The 19101-nt window shown below is 72.9% G+C and carries 20 protein-coding genes; 5 read left to right on the top strand and 15 right to left on the bottom strand.

Annotated elements, in window-relative coordinates; all coding sequences use genetic code 11:
• Positions 1 to 30: 30 nt before the first annotated feature.
• From ACQPY4_RS17090 to ACQPY4_RS17080, 3 genes are all read right to left on the bottom strand, one after another.
• Entirely contained in the window at positions 31 to 1491 is a 1461-nt protein-coding gene (locus ACQPY4_RS17090) for a DHA2 family efflux MFS transporter permease subunit (RefSeq protein WP_433337427.1), read from the bottom strand.
• Positions 1488 to 3101, bottom strand: a complete 1614-nt coding sequence (locus ACQPY4_RS17085; RefSeq protein WP_433337425.1) for an amidase — start codon at positions 3099 to 3101, stop codon at positions 1488 to 1490. Before ACQPY4_RS17085 ends, ACQPY4_RS17090 begins: the two co-directional genes overlap by 4 nt.
• 119 nt (positions 3102 to 3220) lie before the next feature.
• Positions 3221 to 4018, bottom strand: a complete 798-nt coding sequence (locus ACQPY4_RS17080) for a DUF899 domain-containing protein (protein WP_433337423.1) — start codon at positions 4016 to 4018, stop codon at positions 3221 to 3223.
• A 97-nt stretch (positions 4019 to 4115) separates the two neighbouring features.
• Between ACQPY4_RS17080 and ACQPY4_RS17075 the strand changes: the two genes are divergently transcribed.
• Entirely contained in the window at positions 4116 to 4616 is a 501-nt protein-coding gene (locus ACQPY4_RS17075) for a winged helix-turn-helix transcriptional regulator (RefSeq protein WP_433337421.1), read from the top strand.
• Positions 4617 to 4623: 7 nt separating this feature from the next.
• Here the strand turns inward: ACQPY4_RS17075 and ACQPY4_RS17070 are convergent, their stop codons facing one another.
• From ACQPY4_RS17070 to ACQPY4_RS17060, 3 genes are read right to left on the bottom strand one after another with little or no spacing between them, the layout of a single operon-like run.
• Complete coding sequence (locus ACQPY4_RS17070) at positions 4624 to 5583, bottom strand: DUF6891 domain-containing protein (protein WP_433337419.1); 960 nt, start codon at positions 5581 to 5583, stop codon at positions 4624 to 4626.
• Between the two features lie 44 nt (positions 5584 to 5627).
• Positions 5628 to 6014: a hypothetical protein gene (locus ACQPY4_RS17065; RefSeq protein ID WP_433337417.1), complete on the bottom strand. Its 387-nt coding sequence runs from the start codon at positions 6012 to 6014 to the stop codon at positions 5628 to 5630.
• Between the two features lie 24 nt (positions 6015 to 6038).
• On the bottom strand, positions 6039 to 6425 hold the full coding sequence (locus ACQPY4_RS17060) for an RNA-binding S4 domain-containing protein (RefSeq protein WP_433337415.1): 387 nt from the start codon (positions 6423 to 6425) through the stop codon (positions 6039 to 6041).
• 194 nt (positions 6426 to 6619) lie between these two features.
• Here ACQPY4_RS17060 and ACQPY4_RS17055 point away from each other — a divergent pair, with 194 nt between their 5' ends.
• Positions 6620 to 8071: a glycosyltransferase family 39 protein gene (locus ACQPY4_RS17055; protein ID WP_433337413.1), complete on the top strand. Its 1452-nt coding sequence runs from the start codon at positions 6620 to 6622 to the stop codon at positions 8069 to 8071.
• A gap of 4 nt (positions 8072 to 8075) precedes the next feature.
• Here ACQPY4_RS17055 and ACQPY4_RS17050 read toward each other — a convergent pair whose 3' ends face one another.
• Positions 8076 to 8951, bottom strand: a complete 876-nt coding sequence (locus ACQPY4_RS17050; protein ID WP_433337411.1) for an STAS domain-containing protein — start codon at positions 8949 to 8951, stop codon at positions 8076 to 8078.
• Positions 8948 to 9181, bottom strand: coding sequence for a hypothetical protein (locus ACQPY4_RS17045; RefSeq protein ID WP_433337409.1), 234 nt, complete (start codon positions 9179 to 9181; stop codon positions 8948 to 8950). Before ACQPY4_RS17045 ends, ACQPY4_RS17050 begins: the two co-directional genes overlap by 4 nt.
• Positions 9182 to 9497: 316 nt before the next feature.
• Here ACQPY4_RS17045 and ACQPY4_RS17040 point away from each other — a divergent pair, with 316 nt between their 5' ends.
• Positions 9498 to 10139 carry a TetR/AcrR family transcriptional regulator gene (locus tag ACQPY4_RS17040; protein WP_433337407.1) on the top strand — a complete coding sequence of 214 codons (642 nt, stop codon included), beginning with the start codon at positions 9498 to 9500 and terminating at the stop codon, positions 10137 to 10139.
• Positions 10136 to 11092, top strand: a complete 957-nt coding sequence (locus tag ACQPY4_RS17035; protein WP_433337405.1) for an MBL fold metallo-hydrolase — start codon at positions 10136 to 10138, stop codon at positions 11090 to 11092. Before ACQPY4_RS17040 ends, ACQPY4_RS17035 begins: the two co-directional genes overlap by 4 nt.
• Here ACQPY4_RS17035 and ACQPY4_RS17030 read toward each other — a convergent pair.
• Positions 11076 to 11684 carry a hypothetical protein gene (locus ACQPY4_RS17030; protein WP_433337403.1) on the bottom strand — a complete coding sequence of 203 codons (609 nt, stop codon included), beginning with the start codon at positions 11682 to 11684 and terminating at the stop codon, positions 11076 to 11078. The two genes, ACQPY4_RS17035 and ACQPY4_RS17030, sit on opposite strands and share 17 nt — an antisense overlap.
• A gap of 242 nt (positions 11685 to 11926) precedes the next feature.
• Here ACQPY4_RS17030 and ACQPY4_RS17025 point away from each other — a divergent pair, with 242 nt between their 5' ends.
• Positions 11927 to 12844, top strand: coding sequence for a helix-turn-helix domain-containing protein (locus ACQPY4_RS17025; protein ID WP_433337401.1), 918 nt, complete (start codon positions 11927 to 11929; stop codon positions 12842 to 12844).
• Between the two features lie 61 nt (positions 12845 to 12905).
• Here the strand turns inward: ACQPY4_RS17025 and ACQPY4_RS17020 are convergent, their stop codons facing one another.
• The 6 genes from ACQPY4_RS17020 to ACQPY4_RS16995 form a co-directional block, all read right to left on the bottom strand.
• Positions 12906 to 14072, bottom strand: coding sequence for a S8 family peptidase (locus ACQPY4_RS17020; protein WP_433337399.1), 1167 nt, complete (start codon positions 14070 to 14072; stop codon positions 12906 to 12908).
• Between the two features lie 104 nt (positions 14073 to 14176).
• Positions 14177 to 14827, bottom strand: a complete 651-nt coding sequence (locus ACQPY4_RS17015) for a response regulator (RefSeq protein ID WP_433337397.1) — start codon at positions 14825 to 14827, stop codon at positions 14177 to 14179.
• 1 nt (position 14828) lies between these two features.
• Complete coding sequence (locus tag ACQPY4_RS17010; protein WP_433337395.1) at positions 14829 to 16001, bottom strand: sensor histidine kinase; 1173 nt, start codon at positions 15999 to 16001, stop codon at positions 14829 to 14831.
• Positions 16002 to 16006: 5 nt separating this feature from the next.
• A complete protein-coding gene (locus ACQPY4_RS17005) occupies positions 16007 to 18190 on the bottom strand; it encodes an MMPL family transporter (RefSeq protein WP_433337393.1) in 2184 nt (727 codons plus the stop codon).
• Between the two features lie 158 nt (positions 18191 to 18348).
• Complete coding sequence (locus ACQPY4_RS17000) at positions 18349 to 18813, bottom strand: SRPBCC family protein (RefSeq protein ID WP_433337391.1); 465 nt, start codon at positions 18811 to 18813, stop codon at positions 18349 to 18351.
• A gap of 69 nt (positions 18814 to 18882) precedes the next feature.
• Complete coding sequence (locus ACQPY4_RS16995; protein ID WP_433337389.1) at positions 18883 to 19086, bottom strand: hypothetical protein; 204 nt, start codon at positions 19084 to 19086, stop codon at positions 18883 to 18885.
• Positions 19087 to 19101 lie beyond the last annotated feature (15 nt).

The raw sequence follows: 19101 nt of genomic DNA, 5'->3' as shown, positions 1-19101 counted from the left end.
CCGGTGCGCGCGCCCCCCCGCGGGGCACGCTCACCGGTTCGCGTCAGCGGGCATCGTCAGGGCCGCCACGAGAGCGGCGGCGGCCACGCACCCGGCGGAGACGAGGAAGGCGACGGTGTGGCCGTGCGCCAGCGCGGCCGGGGCGTCCCGGCCGCCCCCGCCGGGATGCGCGGCGGCCCAGCCGCTCGCGGCCGCGGCCGAGGCCGTGCTGAGGACGGCGAGCCCCACCGCGCCGCTGGTCTGCCGGACGGTGTTGAGCACGCCCGCGGCCAGCCCGTTCTGCCCGGCGGGGACGCCGCTGGTCGCCGCCACCGTGATCGGGGTGAACGCCGCGGCCGTCCCGAACCCGAACAGGCCGCCCGCGACCACCACGGTCAGCACGTAGGAGCCGTCCACGCCGAGGAACGCCGCCACGCCGACGAACCCGGCCGCGCCCGCCAGGCAGCACGCCACGGTCGCGCGGCGCGCCCCCAGCCGCACGGTCAGCGGCCCGGCGGCCTGGGCCCCGGCGAACATCGCGATGCCGACCGGCAGGTACCCGAGACCGGCCCGCAGGGGCGACCAGTGGTGCACGTCCTGAAGGTAGAGCGACAGCAGGATCGGGCTGGCGAAGAAGCCCAGGCCGTGCAGGAACATCACCACGTTGCCGCTGCTCACCGCGCGCAGCCGGAAGATCCCCAGCGCCACGAGCGGGTCCCCGGCCCATCGCGCCTGGTGCGGCAGGAGGACGCCCAGCAGCACCGCGCCCCCGGCCAGCGAGCCGACGACCTCCGGGCTCGCCCAGCCCGCGACACCGGCCCGCATCACGCCGTACACCACTCCGGCCAGCCCGGCGGTGGCCAGCGCGGCGCCCACCAGGTCCAGGCGGGGACGCGGCCCCGCCGTCTCCTGCCGGGGCAGCTCGCGCGCGGCGACGATCATGATGAGCATCCCGAGGGGGACGGTCACGAAGAACACCCACCGCCAGCCCGCCCCCTGGATCAGCACGCCGCCGAGCACCGGACCGGACGCGGCACCGGCCGCGCCGACCGCGCTCCAGGTGCCGAGCATCCGCGCCCGCCTGGCCGGATCGGTGAACGTCGCGGTCAGCAGCGACAGCGTCACCGGCATCAGCAGCGCGCCGCCCGCGCCCTGCACCGCCCTGGCGACCAGCAGCATCTCCGGGGTGACGGCCAGACCGCAGGCCAGCCGGGCGACCGTGAAGATGGCCATCCCGGCCAGCAGCATCGTCCGGCGGCCGAACACGTCCGCGCACCGGCCGCCGAGCAGCAGCAGGCCCGCGAACGCGAGGGTGTAGGCGTTGACCACCCAGGGCAGCGTGGCCGGTGAGAAACCGAGCGCGCCCCGGATGTCGGGCAGCGCCACCGACACGATCGTGGCGTCCAGGATGACGACGAACGCCCCCGCGCAGGCCAGCGCCATCACCAGCCGCTCGCGGCGCCGGACGGCCGGATCGGCGGGCGGCGCCGCCATGGCGACCTGGCCGCTCACGCGGACACCTCCGGGTCGGGCACGTGGCGGGTCAGCACGGGCCGGGCGTGACGGGCGGCCGGGATGTCGAACAGCCCGTCCACCACCGGGCGGGTCGCGGCGTAGGACGCCGACAGCCCGGCGATCTCCCGCTCGTCCGCCGGAAGCCGGGCGGCGTCCAGCAGGGTCCGCACCCGCGCGGTGACCGCCGGGTCCTCGCGCTCCGGCGGGCGTGGCCGTCCGTCGTGCCGGGCGTCCGTCCGGGCCGGGACGGGGACGCGCGAGTGCCAGCCGGTGCGCCGCTGGTACGCGTCGCCGACGCCGAGAACGGCCGCCTCCCCCCAGACCGGGCCCGCGATCTGCATCGACAGCGGCAGTCCCGACGCGGTGAAGCCCATCGGGACCGCGAGCACCGGGTTGGCCAGCGGGTTCCAGTACGGCGTGTAGATCTTCGCGAACAGGCCCGCGTTGTCCTGGTGGCCCGCCGCGTTCGCGAGGTCGCCGAACGGTGGCGCCCCGACGGACGCGGTGGGGCACACGATCACGTCCACCTCGCCGAACAGCGCGTCCACCGCCTCCTGCGCGACCCGCCGCACCCGTTGCGCCTGGACGTACTCGGCGCCCGACACCAGGGCGCCCATCGCCAGCAGCCCGCGCGAGGCCGTGAAGTAGTCGTCCCAGCGGCGCGGCAGGTCGGCGCCGTGGAAGGCCAGGCCCTCGCTGGTCGCGGTCACGAACATCGAGGCGATCAGCTCCCACCAGTACGGGAGCGTCACGTCGACCGGTGTGGCGCCCAGACCGGCGAGGACCGACACGGCCGTGTCGAACGCCTCCGGCAGCGCCGGGTCGCCGTCCTCGGGGAAGTGGTGCTCCCGGACGACCCCGACCCGCATCCCACTCAGGTCCCCGTCGAACCGGGGCTCGGTGTACGGGACGTCCGCGATCACCGACAGCACGGCCGAGCAGTCCCGAGCGGAGCGGGCCAGCGGGCCGACCCGGTCGAGGCTGTACCCGAGCGGCAGGCAGCCCGCCTCGGGCACCCGCCCGAACGTCGGCATCAGCCCGCTCACCCCGCAGAACGCGGCGGGCATCCGGATGCTGCCGCCGGTGTCGCTGCCGAGCCCCGCCAGGAACGTCCCCGCCGCGACGCCGCTCGCGGTGCCCGAGCTGGATCCCCCGGCCCACAGCTCGGGCTGCCAGGGGTTGCGCGGGAACGGGAAGGGCTTGGCCGCGTCCGGCAGCCCGCAGCCGAACTCCATCGCCGTCGTCTTCCCGGTGACGACCGCGCCGCCCGCGCGCAGCCGCGCCACCACGGTGGCGTCGCGTCCGGCTCCCCAGGCCGGGTCCAGGACCAGGCTCTGCCCGGTGGTGGGACCGTCGGCCGCCGCGATGGTGTCCTTGACGCCGATCGGGATCCCGTGCAGCGGCCCGCGATCGATGCCGCGCGCCAGTTCCTCGTCCGCGCGCTCGGCCGCCTCCAGCGCCCGCTCGTCGAAGCGCGCCAGGTAGATTCCGAGCCGCCGGTCGGCCTCGTCGGCCGCGGCGAGGGCCGCCTTGGTGAGCCCGACGCTGGTCGCCGTCCCGTCCCGCAGCGCCCTGGCGGCTCCGGTCGCCGTCCACGCTTGTGTCACGTTCCACCTCCTGGAGCCCGCCACCTCTGAGCGGTGGCGAGGCAGAACGCAACCCTCCTAACTCAACCCGAGTTGAGCGCAACCCCCGGAGCGGCGGCCGGAGGTGTGACGGCCGGCACTCAGGCGTCGTACTCGTCCGGGAAGCGGACGGAGGGGCCCCCGGCCTGGAGGCCGAGCGGGGTCGCGCGACCCTTGGGCTCCTCCCATTCCTCCTGGCGGCCCAGCGCGGTGAGGTCGAGGTAGGGGCTGCCCGCCCAGGAGAACTCGATCCCGCGCCCGAAGGTGGAGTAGGTGTGGTAGACCGCGTCGTCAACGCGGAGGAAGGCGCTGATGCCCGGCCATTCGCCGCCCTCCTCGTCGTCCTCCCACGGGGTGCCCGCCGCCGCGAGCTCGGCCTCGGTGCGGTAGTTGAACAGCACCGGGGCGACCCGGCTGTTCAAGGTGGCGTGGAAGTCGTAGTTGAAGTCGCTTCCGGCCGAGGAGTACCAGGGGAAGGTCCACCCCATCCGCTCGCGGTAGGCGGCGATCTTGTCGTACGGCCCGCGCGACACCGCGACGAGCGTGGTGTTCCTGGCGTGCAGCTGCGAGAGCTGGGAGATGCCGTCCGCGCTGGCCGCGCAGTTGGGACAGGTGCTGTCGCCGGGCCGCTCGTTCCCTTCGGCGTCCACGTCGAACGTCCACATGAAGTGGTGCATGACCAGCTGGCGGCGGCCCTCGAACAGGTCGATGAGGCCCACCGGGCCGTCCGGGCCCTCGAACACGTACGGCTTGTCGACCCGGACCATCGGCAGCCGGCGCCGGTCGGCGTTCAGCCGGTCGCGGGCCTTGGTGAGCTCTTTCTCCTTCACCAGCAGTTCCTTGCGGGCGGCGAGCCACTCCTCGCGCGACACCACGTCGGGCAGGTTCTCGGACACCATCTGCGCCTCCTCGGACTGCTCTTGCTTTGCAACCAGTGTGGGTTCCTACCCTAGAAACAACCGGTGCTAATCTGCAACCGGTACGAAGGAGAGTGCGGTGCGCAAGAGCATGCGGTCGGGATGCCCGGTCAACCTGTCGCTGGAGATCTTCGGCGACCGCTGGACCCTGCTGGTCCTGCGCGACGTGATCTTCACCGGGGCACGGCACTTCCGCGAACTGCTGGCCGGGCCCGAGGGGATCTCGTCGAACATCCTGGCCGACCGGCTCGCGCTGCTGGTCGAGCACGGGCTGCTGACCAAGGCCGGGAATCCCTCGCACAAGCAGAAGGTCACCTACAGCCTGACCGAGCCGGCGATCGAGCTGGTGCCCGTCTTCGCCCAGCTCAGCACCTGGGGCGTGCGGCATCTCCCGGTGGACGACGGCCCCGCCGCCCGCACGCGGGTGCTCGCCGAGGGCGGCCCGCCGCTGTGGGAGGCCTTCATGGACGAGCTGCGCGAGACCCATCTCGGCCCGCGGGCGCGCAGGCGGCCCGCGCCGGACGGGCCCACCGCCATGGAACGGATGCAGGCCGCCTACGACTCGGCTCTCGCCGGGTAAGACCCGGTCAGCCCTCCCAAGGCACGTCCCGCAGGTCGCCCAGGCGTTCGAGGTCGGCGCGGCCCTCCCGGGCGAGGACGGTCACCACGTCGTCGGCCTCGTCCGGGGTGACATGGCGTCCCCGGGACGAGCGGCTCTCCGGGTCGGGCGATTCCAGCCACAGCCGCCGGCCCTTCTCCCAGAACACCTGGACGACCTCGCCCGACTCGCCCTCGAAGACGGCGAAGTTGTTCTCCCGGGGCGTCAGCTCCAGCAGGACGGCCTTGGCCTCGGCCAGCGACATCGGCACGGACTCGTCGATGTGGCGGCCGCGCCGGTAGTCGCAGTAGGAGCCCAGAAGGGGCCCGGAGGAGGACGCCTCGGGCCCGTCCGGCCAGGCGGCGAACGGCCCGAAGCGCGGCCGCCGCCAGGTGAGCGGGACCTCGATCCGCGCGCCGGTGTCGCCGTTCCAGGTCACCTCCAGGCCGCGGTCGCGCAGCGCCGCGGCCACCTCCGCGCCGATGGCGGCCTGCTCGGCCGGAGGGTCGGCGTCGGTGAAGATTCCGAAGGCCAGGTAGAGGCCGTCGCCGGTCACGGCGCCGGCCATGTCCTGCCGGTGGCAGAACGCGTAGCCGCGGTAGGCGTCGTGCTCGTCGGCGGGCACCTGGCCGCCGATCTCGGCGATGCCGCAGTTCTGGCAGCACGCGTAGTCGGCCCTGGCCACGATTCCCGCGAGGTCGAGGTCGCGGAACGCGCGCAGGACCCGATCCGACTCCAGCACCTCGGGCCAGGTCTCCTGCTCGGCCAGATAGCCCGCGAACTCCTCGACGGCGAACTCCCGCGCCAGCTCCGCCACCTCGGCCTCGTCGGCGGTGCCGCGCAGGTACTCCACACCGCCCCGGACGACGCCGTCGAAGTCGTCCTCCCCCAGCGCGAGCAGCAGCCTCAGGTGCTCACGAAGATTCGTCCGCTGAACCTCATCGATCACGCGCCAAGTATGCCGTCCCGCTCGGACAAATGGGGCTCCTGTCCTTACGGGGCCAGGCCCGCGAGAAGGCCGCGGGCCAGGCGGGCGGCGTCGGCGCGATCGGTCTCTGGGGCGTCGGAGTCGGCGACGGCCAGTGAGAGCTCGGTGCGGCTCCCGTAGATCGCGGCGGCGAGCAGGCCGCCGGGATGGTCCTGGACGAGACCGCCGTCCACCAGCGACCGCGTGGCGGACACCAGCAGGTGGCCCAGATGGCGCCGGTCGAGCTCGCGCCGGCGTCGCCGGCCCAGCGCGATCGGCCCCTGGAGCAGGACGATCTCCCGGTAGTCCGGCTCGGCGCACACGTCGAGGAAGGCGTCCATGCCCGCCGTCGCGGCGTCCCACGGATCGGACGCGGCCGACATGGCCGCCTCGATCCGCCGGGGATACCACATGCACCGCGTATGCGGGCGCGGGCCTCAGCCTTCGGCGCGGCCGAAGAGCCTGTCGATGCTGCGGCGCTCGCGCTTGGTCGGACGGCCCGCGCCGCGCTCGCGCAGCGCGACGGGGATCAACTGCTCGCGCGGGGGCGGCGGAGGGCTCTTGTCGACGTAGCACTCGGCGGCCACCGGGGCGCCGACCCGCTTGGTGACGAGCCTGGAGACGATCACGACGCGCTCCCAGCCCTCCTGGCGGACCCTGACCTCGTCGCCGACCCGGACCGCGTGCGAGGGCTTGACCGACCGCCCGTTCACCCGGACATGGCCGCCCCGGCAGGCGCCCGAGGCCAGGGAGCGGGTCTTGCTCAGCCGCACCGACCAGATCCAGCTGTCCACGCGCACGCTCGGCGCCTGCTCGTTGGTCATGAGGCCACCTTAGGGAAACGCGTCGCGGCACTGCCTCCTCATTTTTCGCGCTTCTGTCTGAATTTCATGACATCACGGCCGGACGTCCGCCCCCCGTGCCAGAATCCCGGCGAACGGATCATGGCTCGTCTCGGCCGCCTCCACGCGGCGCGGCGCGAGGACCAATCGAGTCGAGCTCGGGGGAGCCGCAGACGATGGTGGCCAGAACCGGCGAATCCACCCGGCACGCCAGAGTGCTCGTTCGCGGCGCGTATCCGGAGCCCGCGTCCCGATGGGTCTGGCTGGCCCCCGCCGGGGTCGCGCTCGCGGTCCTGCTGACCGGGCTCGGCACGCCGTCGCTGTGGCGGGACGAGGCCGCGACGGTCTCGGTCGCCCGGCGTCCCGTCGGTGACATCCTGCGCCTGCTCGGCAACGTCGACGCCGTCCACGGGCTGTACTACCTGCTGATGCATCCGCTCATCTCCGCCTTCGGCACCGCCGAGTGGGTGCTGCGGCTGCCCTCGGCGATCGCCGGGGCGGTGACGGCGGGGGGCGTCGCCGCGATCGGCGCGCGGCTCGCCTCGGCGCGGGCCGGGGTGCTCGCCGGGCTGCTCTGCGTAGCCGCGCCGATGTTCTCGCGGGCGGGACAGGACGCCCGGTCCTACGCGCTGGTGATGGCCATCGCGGTGCTGGCGACCCTCGTGCTGGTGGTCGCGACGGAGTCCGGTTCGTGGCGGTGGTTCGCCGTGTACGGGGCGATGATCGCCCTGCTGGGGATCGCGCACCTGCTCGCGCTGCTGCTGGTCGCGGCGCACGGGACGAGCCTGCTCGTGCGCGGCCGGGCGCTGTGGCTCCGCTGGCTCGCGGCGGTGGCCGCGGCCGGGGCCGCCGTCGCTCCCCTGGCGCTGCTGGCCAGCACCCAGCGGGTCGCGATCGCCTGGATGCGCGCTCCCGGACCGACCGAGGCCGAAGAGGCCCTGATGGCGCTGACCGGCTCGCTGGGGCTGCTCATCCCGATCGCGCTGCTGGTGCGCTCCTGGGGCACCGCGCCGGTGGTGGCGCTGGCGGTCCCGTGGCTGCTGCTCCCACCGGTCGTGCTGCTCTCGTTCTCGCTGGTGCATCCGCTGTACAACGTGCGGTACATCCTGTTCTGCCTGCCCGCCGCGGCGCTGCTCGGCGGTGCCGGGCTGGCCCGGTTCCGGTTCCCGGTCCAGGCCGCCGTGCTGGTCGCCGTCGTGGCGGTCGCGGCGCCGTCGCACGCGGCCGTCCGGCATCCCCGGGGTCATCTGGACGACCTGCGCGGCACCGAGCGAACCCTGGGCGCGCTGGTCGAACCGGGCGACGCCGTGGTCTACCTCGAAGGCTTCGGCCGCAGCATGTCCATGGCGTACCCGGCCGCGTTCTCGCGCCTGCGGGACGTCGGCATGGCCCGGTCCCCGCGCGTCTCGGCCACCATCGACGGCGTCCCCGTCCCGGACCACGAACTCAGGGCCCGGCTGAGGCCGTTCCGCCGGGTGTGGCTGCTCGGCGGCCTGGGCCACAAGGGCCCCGCCACGCCTCAGGACGAGGGGAAGATCGCCGCCCGCGCCCAGGCGGTCGGCCCGTACGTCCTGGTCGAGCGCCGCCAGGTCCGGCGGCTGGTCCTCAGCCTCTACGAGCGGCGCTGACCGGTCACGGGCCCGCGTCGACCAGGGCCGCGCTGACGTCCAGGCTCGGGACGAGCGCCGCGCCTGGCAGCCCGCGGGACGGCTGGCAGGAGCGGAAGGCCGAGGCCAGCCCCTCGCGGTCGACCGTGAGCCGGAGCCGGTCGGGCAGCAGCGGCAGCGACAGGCATCCGCCCTGGGCGGCGACGCGCCACCGGATGCCAAGGAGCACCGGCAGCGGGTTGACCTGCACCTTCAGCTCGCGGTGCAGGCGCACCACGAGATGGTGGAGGTTCCTGTCGACCAGCGAGGTGAGCCTGGCCCCCAGGTGGCCGAGCGTGACGTGGTCCAGGACGCCGCGCACGGTCAGCTGCGTGTGCTGGTCGTCGGGCCGGGTGGCCATGGCGATCCTTAAGTCGGACGGCGGCGGGTCGAGCGGCGGACCGGCGCCGTTCCCGCGCAGGTCGCGGATGGCGTCCAGCACATCGGCGGCGTCCCGGACCGGAGCGGTCGCGCGCACCCGCGCGACCGGGGAGACGGGAGGCTCCAGCGCGTCGCCGAGCCGGGCGTACACCTGGACGAGCCCGTCGAGCCCGATCGCGCGCAGCGTCTCGCGCAGCCCGGTGTCCCGCGCGGGGACGACGACGCGGAGCAGCAGTCCGAGCAGTCCCGCACGCGTGCTGGTCCGGGCGAGCAGCCACAGCCCGGAGGTGTCCGGCAGGGTCGCCCCGGACAGGTCGACCACCACTCCGGTGCGGCACCGCCGGTCGGCCGTGACCAGGCCCTCGCAGAGCGACTGCCTGAGCTGCGCGTAGTTGTTCCAGGTCAGCTCGGAACGGGGCGCGAGCACGATGAAGTCCCGCTGGGCCCCGATCTGGAGCGTCGGCGTCCTGGGCCGCCTCATGACAGGGCCGACGCGCGGCGCGGAGCGGCGGGAAGATCGTCCGGGGGGCATCCCTTGACCACACCGGTGAGCCGCGAGACCGCCAGCCGCTCGATCACGGCGGCGTCCGGCGACTCGCCGAGATGGCTGCAGCAGGAGCAGAGATCGTCGACGCAGCGCCGCACGGCCTCGGCCGAGAGGCAGGAGAACCGCGCGGTCAGGCGGGTGACCACCACCTCCCGGGTCGTCACGTAGGTATCGCTGCCTCGACTCGTACTTGCACTGCGGCGGTTCACCCTCATGGCCCTTTCCTGCGAAGAGAAGTTTGCACCCCTTTGACCGCACCACCACCGGTAGCCGTAAACGCACAGAGCGTCCGGATCCATGAATCGGCATACCCTGCCCTCCGAGCACAACCCGCCACCCAGGAACATATTTCACATAGCGATCAACAATTGACGGCAAAAAGGCGTACCAGAGCCCCGCCATCGCAACAAAGAGACCTTTGCCTTTTCCTGGGCGTCTTTTGGTTTGACAAACTTAGTGAGCGCTCACTAAATTTGAGCCATGAGCGAGACCGCGCGAGGGCCGGGACGGCCGCGCAAGAGCGAGGGGGCGGCCACGCGCGACCTGCTCCTGGACGCGGCCCTGGACCTGTTCGCGCGCCAGGGGTTCGCGGCGACCACCGTGCGGCAGATCGCGGCCGTGGTCGGCGTTCGCGACAGCGCGATCTACGGCCACTTCGCCGGGAAGCAGGCGATCCACGACGCGCTGCTCACCGAGGCGGGCCCGGCCTCGTTCGAGCACCTGCGCGTGGACGTGGACGCGCTGGTCGAGGCGGGGCCCCGGGACGGCGTCCCCGAACTGGCCGGGCGGGCCGTGGACGCCTGGTCCGCGCCCCGGGCCCGGCGGTTCGTCGACGTCCTGCTGCGCGACGGCGGCGGCCTCGCGGTGCTGGCCTCGGCGATCGAGGCGGCGCGCGACCGGCTCCAGGAACCGTTCGCGCGGTGGCAGGACGACGGACGCGTCCGGGCCGACGTGCCGCCCCGGCAGCTTGTCTGGGAGCTCTTCGCGCCGCTCCAGGTCCCGAGGCTGCTGCACCTGCACGCCGGCGCGACCGACGAGGACCTGGCCGCCGCGCGGCGGCTGGTCGACGACCACGTGCGGTTCTTCCTGCGCGTGACCCTCACCGACGGGAGCAACCGATGATGGTTCCGCACGAGCTCGACGAACGTCCGGCGGGCTTCGTCGCCCCCAACCTCAGCCCCGACGGTCTGGAGTTGCGCCCGCGGCAGCTGGCCGAGGGCGTCTACGCCCTGATGGCCAACGAGGTGCCGAAGGACAACAACGGCCTCATCGTCGGCGAGAAGGCGGCGCTGGTCGTCGACGCGGGCATCACGCCCGGCATCGGGCGGCACATCCAGGACGTCGTGGCGAGCCTCACCGACAAGCCGATCAGGTACCTGGTCAACACGACCTACCACGGTGACCACACGTTCGGGAACACGGCCTTCGGGGAGGACGTCACCCTGTTCTCCTCGCGCGCCAACAAGGCAGCCATGACCGACCTGGCCAGGGAGAAGCGCCTGCGCGCCGAGAGCATGTACGGCGACGCCTCGCTGGACGAGGTGCGCACCTGGCGCAGGCCGGACGTGGTGTTCGACCGCTTCTGCGAGATCGACCTCGGCGGACGGGTCGTCCGGCTGTGGCACCCGGGCCCGGGCAACGGGGCCGGTGACACCGTCGTCCACGTGCCCTCGGCCAGGGTGGCCTTCACCGGCAACTTCGTGCTGCCCGCCGGTGTGACCCCGATGGCCCTCATCGGCGACCCGGTCACCTACGCCCGCAGCCTGCGCGCCATGCGGGCGCTGATGGACGTCGAGACGCTGGTCCCGGGCCACGGCCACCTGGGTTCGGCGGAACCCGGAATCTCAGCCTGGATCTCCTACCTGGAGCATCTCGCCGCCGAGGTGAACCGGGGCAAGGAGGCGGGCACCCCCGTCGAGGAGATGTACGAGACCCTCCCCAAATGGGGAATCGAGCCGCTCCCCCACGCCCCGGAGTCGTTCCGGGCCCTCGTCCACTCGCTGCACAAACTCAACATCCTGACCACCTACCGCTGGCTGGACGCCCAGCGCGCCGCCGTCACTCGCGGCGGGTGAGGCCGATGCCGAGCACGTCGCGGATGTAGATCTCGACGTAGAGCGGCAGCCAGGGGTTCGCCGCGATCCCGTCGAAGACCGCGGTGACGCGGGGGTCGGGCGCGTCGGTGAGGTGGACGATGCGCCAGGTGTTGAGCGGCCGCGGCTCCTCACCGGCCACGCCGTGCTCGACATGGAAGATCGGCTGCTTGGTCGTCGCCACCAGGTTCTCGCCGCCGGGGCCGGGAAGTTCGGCGGCGCCGATGAAGGTGACCGTCTGCCGCGCGTGGTCGAAGGAGGTCTGCTCCAGGATGAGCCCCCGCTCCTCCGGCGCGAGCCAGAGGCGCTGGTCCGAGCGGCGGACGAACACCTCGTCGCCGCCCCAGGAGTCCGCGCTGCCCTCGGCGACGACGTTGGGGATGAACACGTCGGGGCGGCGGGCCTTGCGCACCTCCAGGTCCCAGAGCAGCGTCCGGGTGAAGATCAGCGGTTCGTCCGGTTCGTAGCGCTCCTCCAGCACCGCGTTGATGTCGATGGGCGGCAGCTCGTACCGGGTGTTGGACGGGTCGTTCCAGGCCAGCTCGAACTCTTTCTCATGGTCAAGCTCGTTCATCGTCGCCTCCACCGCTCGGCCGGAAAACCCGATTGTTCCATGCGGATGATCAATCTCCGAGGGACTCCACCGCGCCCCGGACGAGCGCACCGGACGACGAACCGTTCCAAGAAACCTTGACATGGAAGTTACCTGCAAGTTGACGGTTTTCCTCCCCAATGTCCTGACTTACGGTAATTTTGGGCTCACTGCGGGGGGGCGATCGTTCAGTTCGCTCCCTGCCTTTCAGGAGGATCCCGTCGATGGCACCGAGCGCCGTTTCACCCGTGCTGCGGGAGCATTCGTTCGATGAGGCGCTGCGGACGGCGATCCGAACGCGCGGGCTCAGCCTGGAGCGCCTGCACGATCGCCTCGCCGAGCGCGGCATCCGGGTCAGCCTCGCCAGCCTGAGCAACTGGCAGCGCGGGCAGTGCCGGCCGGAGGGCACGCGGTCACTGGAGGCCGTCCGCGCCCTGGAGGAGATCCTCGGCCTGCCGGGCGCCTCGCTGGTCGCGCGGCTCGGGCCGCCCCGCCCCCGGGGGCGCTGGGGCCGGGCCCTCCCCGACGTGCTGCCCTATGACCAGCTCACCTCCGCCCACGACGGTGTCGGACGGCTGCTGGCCGAGATCGAGGGTCCGGCGGACGAGCGGCTCGAATGGCTGAGCTGCCACGAGCGCTTCGAGGTCGGCCCCGACCGGACCGAGCGCGCGGTGCACACGCGGATCGTGTTCCGCGCGCTGGAGGACGGCGCCGATCGGCACATCGCCCTGCACCACGCCGAGATGGGCCTGCTGCCCGACCGCCACCGCTCCTCCTACTGCCGGACGGGACGGCGCCGCAGCGACCCCGAGGCGGGCCTGACGGCGATGGAGCTGCTGTTCGAGCGGCCGCTGGAGCGGGGCGAGACCTGCGTGGTCGAGTACGAGTTCGGCTACGCCGAGGCCGGGCCGCCCACGACCTTCTGGCAGCGCTGGTTCCAGGTGCCCCTGCGCGAGTACGTGCTCCAGGTGCGGTTCGACCCGGCCGCGCTGCCGGCCCGCGTCTACCGGATCTGGCAGCCCAACCTCTCGACCCCGGCGAGCGACGTCCAGGAACTGCGGGTGACCAGCTGGGACATGGTCCATCTGGCCGAGCCGGACCTGCGTCCGGGCACGCACGGCATCCGCTGGGAGTGGGACTGAGGGAAGGGGCGAGCCCCGCGAGGCCGTGGCTGCGACCTCGCGGGGCTCGGGCTTTCGGGGGCTACAGGCCGCCGGTGTAGAGCAGCTTGTTGGGGGTGCCGGAGGGGTTGCCGGTGATCACGCCGCTGGTGGCGGTGGAAGTCAGCCAGCTGCGGATCGTCGAGAACGAGGCGTCGCCCTTGGCGGCCTTGTACAGGGCCGCGACGCCCGCGACGTGCGGGGTGGCCATCGAGGTGCCGTTGATGGTGTTGGTGCCGCCGTTCAGCCACGTCGAGGTGATGGCCGAACCGGGCGCGTACAGCTCCACGCAGGATCCGTAGTTGCTGAAGGACGACTTCGCGTCGGTCTTGGTGCTGGAGGCGACCGTGGTGGCGTTGGCCGCGGCGGCGGGCGAGTAGTCGCAGGCGTTCCTGTTGTCGTTGCCGGCGGCGACCGCCACGAACACGCCCTTGCTCGCCAGGTTGTTGGTCGCCGAGTCGACGGAGCTGGACCGTCCGCCCCCGATCGACAGGTTGGCGACCGCGGGCTTCACGTGGTTGTTGGCCACCCAGTCGATGCCCGCGATGATGGCCGACCAGGCGCCCGTGGCCTGGCAGTTCAGGACGCGGACGCCGTGCAGCTTGACGGCCTTGGCCACGCCGTGCTTCGCGCCGCCGACGGTTCCGGCGACGTGGGTGCCGTGACCGTTGCAGTCGTTCCCGTTGCCGCCCTGGGAGTCGTACACGTTCCTGGCCCGGCCGCCGAAGTCGGAATGGGAGGCCGCGAGCCCGGTGTCGATGATGTAGGCGTTAACGCCCGCGCCATTGCCGTTGTAGGTGTAGCTGGACGACAGCGGCAGGCGCGCCTGGTCGATGCGGTCCAGGCCCCAGGACGGCGGGTTGGACTGGGTCTCGGTGGCCCGGGCGATGCCGTCCTGCTCAATCGCCTTGACACCCGGGGTGGTGCGCAACTTGGCGACCTGCGCGGACGAGAGCCGCGCGGCGAAGCCGTTGATCGCCTTGTCATAGCGGTGCAGCGTGCTGACCCGGCTCTTGGAGATCAGGCCGCCGACCGAGACGCCGTCCTTCAGCGTGACGATGTACTGCCCGTCGATGCCCTGTCCGGCGGCGGCGAGCGTCAGCGGCGCGGCGGGGGCGGCGTCGGCGGGCACGGCCGCCAGCGCGAGAGGGGCGGCCACGACGACCGCCACGGGGGCAAAACGGAACGAACGCAGGTGGGGGCGTTTCATTTGTTCTCCGTGATTCGGTGGGGGTGGAGCAAATGTGATCCTGCGGGTCCCGCCCGGAGCCGTCAATGTTTTCGACGCCCTACAGAATTTAACGACGACAATCCTCAGCGGTCGTGGGACGGGCGGGTGATGAGGCCCTGTTCGAGTGCCAGGACGACGGCGTGGGTGCGGTCGTTGGCGTCGAGTTTGGCGAAGACGCGCAGCAGGTGCGTCTTGACGGTGGCCTCGCCGATGGTCAGGCGGCGGGCGATCTCGGCGTTGGACAGGCCGTCGGCCACCGCCGTCAGGACGTCCTCCTCGCGAGCGGTGAGCGCCACCGGAGCGGGCCGGCGCATCCGGGCGACCAGCCGCTCGGCGACGCGCGGGGCCAGGACGGTCTCGCCCCGGGACGCGGCGTGCAGGGCGTCGACGAGCTGCTCGCGGGTCGCGTCCTTGAGCAGGTAGCCGATGGCCCCGGCCTCGACTGCGCGCTCGATCTCGGTGTCGGTGTCGTAGGTGGTGAGGATCAGCACGCGGGTCCCCGACCGGCCCGCGACGATCCGGGCCGTGGCGTCCACGCCGTCCATGACGGGCATCCTCAGGTCGAGCAGCGCGACGTCGGGCGCCAGGCTCTCGGCCAGCTCGACGGCCTCACGCCCGTCGCCCGCCTCGCCGACGATGGCGATCGAGGGCTCGGACGCCAGCAGCGCCACGACGCCCGCGCGCATCACCGTGTGGTCGTCGGCGATGAGGACGCGCAGCCGAGCCTCGGTCATGTCACACCTGCCCGTTCTCGGGGATCATGGCGAGGATTCTGGTGCCCTCGCCGGGCGCGCTGGTCACGGTCAGCTCGCCGCCGAGCTCGGCCAGCCGGCGGCGCATCCCGTCCAGGCCGAACCCGCGCGGGCCGTCGACCCGGAAGCCCCGCCCGTCGTCGGTGATCTCGAGCTCCACGCCGTGCGGGTGCCTCGCCAGGACGACGCTCACGGCCGTGGCGGCGGCGTGCTTGCGGACGTTGGCCAGCGACTCCTGCGTGCAGCGCAGCAGCGCGATGCGGGTGTGCCGGTCGCAGTCGAGGTCGGGCAGGTCGGCGGTGACCGCGAGGCCGGTGTCCTCGGCGAATCGGTCCAGGGTCCGGCGCAGCGTGCGGGCGAGAGACCCCGGCGCCGCGTTCTGGGGCGCCGCGCCGACCAGGACCCGCGCCTCGGCCAGGTTCTCGCGCGCGGTGCGCTCGATCGACAGCAGCTGCCGGGCGCTGCGCCCGGGGTCGGTCTCCAGGCCGGAGCGGGCGGCCTCGGCCAGCACGACGATGGACGCCAGGCCCTGGGCGAGGGTGTCGTGGATCTCCCGCGCGAGCCGCTCGCGCTCGTCCGCGGCGCCCTGCCGCTGGTGGGCCTCGGCCAGCTCCCGCTGGGCCCGGTCGAGTTCCGTGCCGAGACGGCGGGCGCGCTCGCCGCTCAGCCGGACGACCCGGTACGCCCAGAGCCCCAGCAGGACCCCCGCCGCGCAGCCGATGAGGGTGGCGAGGGCGTTCCCGGTGCGGACGGAGCCGCTGCCGACGACACCGCCCGCGATCGTGGCCGCCGCACCGGCGAGGCCGTAGGCGATCGCGGGGCGAGGCCCCGGGGCGAAGATCCAGAAGAGCGGCAGCGACACCACGTAGAGGGCGGCGCCGCCCTCCAGCAGGGCGGCCATGCCCCCGACACCGGCGACGAGCACGCTCGGGAAGACATACTCGCGCAGGACGCGGTTCCCCGGGGACGCCGCCGCGGCGGCATAGGAGAGGGCGATCACGGCCATCAGCGCCGACGACCCGTACTTGGTCCCGTCCGGGCGGTCCAGCACCGCGATGATCGGCGGGCACAGGCCCCCGAGCACCCAGAGGACGGCGTACCAGCGGTGCAGGGTCCGCATCGGGGGCCGATCGTCGGCGCGCGGCCGTGGAAACATGATCGTCAGCCTACTTTTTCCATCGCGGGAGCCTCGGGCGCGGTCTCCCGGGCCCGGCGCACGCCCCGCGACGGCCACCAGTTCGCCTCGCCGAGCAGCAGCATGAGCGAGGGAAGGATCACCACGCGGATGACGAAGGCGTCGAGCAGGACCGCCGCCGCGAGGGCGAAGCCCATCTGCTTCATCTCCATGATGTGCAGCGGGACGAAGCTGGCGAACACGGTCACCATCACGAAGGCGGCGCTGGTCACCACGCCCGCCGACCCGCCGATGCCGTCCAGGACGGCCTGGCGGGTGGGCACGCCGCGAAGGGCGGCCTCGCGGATCCGGCTGATCACGAAGACCTGGTAGTCCATCGACAGGCCGAACAGGATCACCAGCAGGAGCAGCGGCACCCGCGAGCCGATCGAGCCGGTGGAGGTGAAGTCGAGCGGTCCCTCGGCCCAGTGCCCCTGGAAGACCAGGACCAGCAGGCCGAGCGAGGCGGCGGCCGACAGCAGGTTCAGCGCCATGCCCACCAGGCCGAGGACCACCGAGCGGAACGCCCACACCGTCATGCCGAACGTCGCCAGCAGCAGGGCACCGATGATCAGCGGCAGCTTGCGCTTCTGGTGCTCGGGGTAGTCGGCATGGCGGGCGACGTCGCCGGTGACCGCCGTCTCGACGCCGTCCAGCCGTCCGAGCGTGGCCGGGAGATGCTCCCGGCGCAGGTCGCGCAGGGACGACAGGGCCGCGTCGTCGCCGACGTGGTGCGGGACCGCCAGCTCCAGCAGGCTGATCCGCCCGTCGCGCGAGACGCGCGGCTCGGCGGCGCCCGCGACGCGCGGGTCGGCCTTCGCGCGGACGGCCAGTTCGCGCAGCGCGCCCGCCGCCGCGTCCTCGCGGCCCGGCTCGGCCCGGACGACGACCTGGTGCATGGACTTGAGCTCCGGGAACGCCGCGGTGAGCCGGTCGTAGGTCTGCATAGCGGGAATGGCGCGGGGATGGGTCTCGCGTCCCATGTCGGTCAGGTTCAGGCCGAGCAGCGGGGCGGCCAGGGCGATCATGGCGAGCACCCCAGCGGCCAGCGTGAGCCCGGGCCGCCGCGCGGTGCCGCGCAGCAGGGCGGCGGTGACCGGCCCGGGGCCCGTCCGCCGCGTGCGCCCGGCCTTGCCGCGCCTGGCCCTGCGGCGCTCGGACCGCTCGCCCAGCACGGCCAGCAGCGCGGGCAGGACGGTCAGCGAACTGATCACCGCGACCAGGGTGACGACGATCGCGGCGGTGGCGATCGAGGAGAAGATGACGTCGTCGGCGAGGTAGAGCGTCGCGCTGGACACCGCGACCGCGATCCCGGAGACCACGACGGCGCGCCCGGAGGTGGCGGCGGCCAGCTCGACCACGGCCCGCGAGCCGAGCCGCCCGGCGGAGCGGGCCCGCTCCTCGCGCTCGCGCTTGAGGTAGAAGAGGGTGTAGTCGACGCCGACCGCCATGCCGATCAGCAGGATGATGTTGGCGCCGATGCCGTTGTCGGGGAAGAGATGCGAGGCCAGCATCGACAGTCCGATGGACGCGACGATCGACGAGATCGCCAGCAGCACCGGCACCAGGGCCAGCACCACCGAGCCGAAGACGACCAGCAGCGTGACCAGCGTGACCGGCAGCGCGATGGCCTCGGTGCGCGACAGGTCCTCGCCCCGCAGCTTCTCCACGCCCTTGCTGATCGACGGGCTGCCGGTCTCCTCGACGCGCAGCCCGGGATGCGCCGCCTGGACCTCGGCGGTCTGCGCCCGCAGGGGGCCGACGTGCTTCTTGCCGTCGAGCTCGGCGCCGCGCAGCGTCACGTCGACCCGGACCGCCGTTCCTCCGGACGCGCGGACCGGCCCGCTGACCGCCAGCACCTCGGGCAGCCGCTTCATGCGTTCCGCGACGTCGCGGGCGGCACGGTCGGCGGCCGCCGGGTCCAGGCGCCCGGCACCCGGCCCGGCCGAGACCAGCACCCGCTCGACGGGACGCTGCTCCAGCCCGCCCTCGGCCGCGATGGCCTCCGCGCGTCCGGCCTCGCCGATCCGGAAGTCCTCGGTCGAGGCCGATCTGCCGCCCACCGCCAGCCCGATCCCCAGGCACAGCGCCACGAACAGGAACCACCCGGCGATCGCCCGCCAGGGGTGCCCGGCGCTCCACCGGGCCATGCGAACAGGAAGGTTCATCATGGCGTCAATGCTGGTCAAGCCGGAGATTCCGGCGACAGCCTCATCCGGTTGAACCCGGCGTCCACCGATCGGTTGACCCACCCGGACGCGTTCGCACTGGTTCCGTGGCAAGAAGGGAGGGCCGGGTCGTCGTTGACCCGGCCCTCACCGCTCGGTGGTCAGCGGTCGTGCGGGGCGGGGACGTCGCCGCGCCAGGCGCCGCTCTCGCCGCCCCGGGACTCGATGAAGTCGCTGAAGCGGCCCAGGTCGCCCTTGGCGCGGCGCTTCAGCAGGCCGACGGCGTCGGCCGCGGACTCGGCCAGGCCCTCGGGGTCGGTCTCCATCTGGAGGGTGACCCGGCTGTGGGTCTCGTCCAGCCGGTGGAAGGTGACCACACCGGCGTGCTTGGGACCGGCCACCGACTCCCAGGCCACCCGCTCGTCCGGGTGCTGCTCGACGATCCGCGCGTCGAACTCGCGCTCGACCCCGCCGATCTTGATCTTCCAGTGGGTCATCGTGTCCCCGTGCTGGGTGACCGACTCGACCCCCTCCATGAAGTGGGGGAAGGACTCGAACTGCGTCCACTGGTTATAGGCGGTCCGCACCGGAACGGCGACGTCCACGGACTCGGTGATCGTGCTCATGCGGTGTCCTCTCCTCTTCGTTTCTCGTCTGCGGCCCTACCCCGATGAAGGCCGCTAAACGGCCACGGCCTAGGGACGCGGCGTGTTGGCGTCGTCGCCGGACACCAGGAGCACCCCGTCGATCTCGGCGAGCTCGGCGGTCAGATCGCTCACCGATCCGCTCCCCTGCACCGTCAGCCAGACCCGGACGGTGCGGGCGTCGCGATCGTCGTCCTCCTGCTCGACCGAGAGCTCGCCGACGAGGAAGCGCCGATCGGTGCACAGCGTCAGCACCCGGCGCAGGACGCC

This window comes from Spirillospora sp. CA-294931, from assembly GCF_050946795.1.
In the GTDB taxonomy this organism is placed as follows: Bacteria; Actinomycetota; Actinomycetes; order Streptosporangiales; family Streptosporangiaceae; genus Spirillospora.
This window is presented reverse-complemented; position numbering and strand designations above follow the sequence as displayed.

Coding starts and splice junctions, on each gene's coding strand:
- ACQPY4_RS17080 (WP_433337423.1), bottom strand. CDS start 4,018: ATGGTGTCCGAGAACCTGCCCGACGTGGTGTCGCGCGAGGAGTGGCTC.
- ACQPY4_RS17065 (WP_433337417.1), bottom strand. CDS start 6,014: ATGTGGTATCCCCGGCGGATCGAGGCGGCCATGTCGGCCGCGTCCGAT.
- ACQPY4_RS17060 (WP_433337415.1), bottom strand. CDS start 6,425: ATGACCAACGAGCAGGCGCCGAGCGTGCGCGTGGACAGCTGGATCTGG.
- ACQPY4_RS17055 (WP_433337413.1), top strand. CDS start 6,620: ATGGTGGCCAGAACCGGCGAATCCACCCGGCACGCCAGAGTGCTCGTT.
- ACQPY4_RS17050 (WP_433337411.1), bottom strand. CDS start 8,951: ATGAGGCGGCCCAGGACGCCGACGCTCCAGATCGGGGCCCAGCGGGAC.
- ACQPY4_RS17040 (WP_433337407.1), top strand. CDS start 9,498: ATGAGCGAGACCGCGCGAGGGCCGGGACGGCCGCGCAAGAGCGAGGGG.
- ACQPY4_RS17035 (WP_433337405.1), top strand. CDS start 10,136: ATGATGGTTCCGCACGAGCTCGACGAACGTCCGGCGGGCTTCGTCGCC.
- ACQPY4_RS17030 (WP_433337403.1), bottom strand. CDS start 11,684: ATGAACGAGCTTGACCATGAGAAAGAGTTCGAGCTGGCCTGGAACGAC.
- ACQPY4_RS17025 (WP_433337401.1), top strand. CDS start 11,927: ATGGCACCGAGCGCCGTTTCACCCGTGCTGCGGGAGCATTCGTTCGAT.
- ACQPY4_RS17020 (WP_433337399.1), bottom strand. CDS start 14,072: ATGAAACGCCCCCACCTGCGTTCGTTCCGTTTTGCCCCCGTGGCGGTC.
- ACQPY4_RS17015 (WP_433337397.1), bottom strand. CDS start 14,827: ATGACCGAGGCTCGGCTGCGCGTCCTCATCGCCGACGACCACACGGTG.
- ACQPY4_RS17010 (WP_433337395.1), bottom strand. CDS start 16,001: ATGTTTCCACGGCCGCGCGCCGACGATCGGCCCCCGATGCGGACCCTG.
- ACQPY4_RS17005 (WP_433337393.1), bottom strand. CDS start 18,190: ATGATGAACCTTCCTGTTCGCATGGCCCGGTGGAGCGCCGGGCACCCC.
- ACQPY4_RS17000 (WP_433337391.1), bottom strand. CDS start 18,813: ATGAGCACGATCACCGAGTCCGTGGACGTCGCCGTTCCGGTGCGGACC.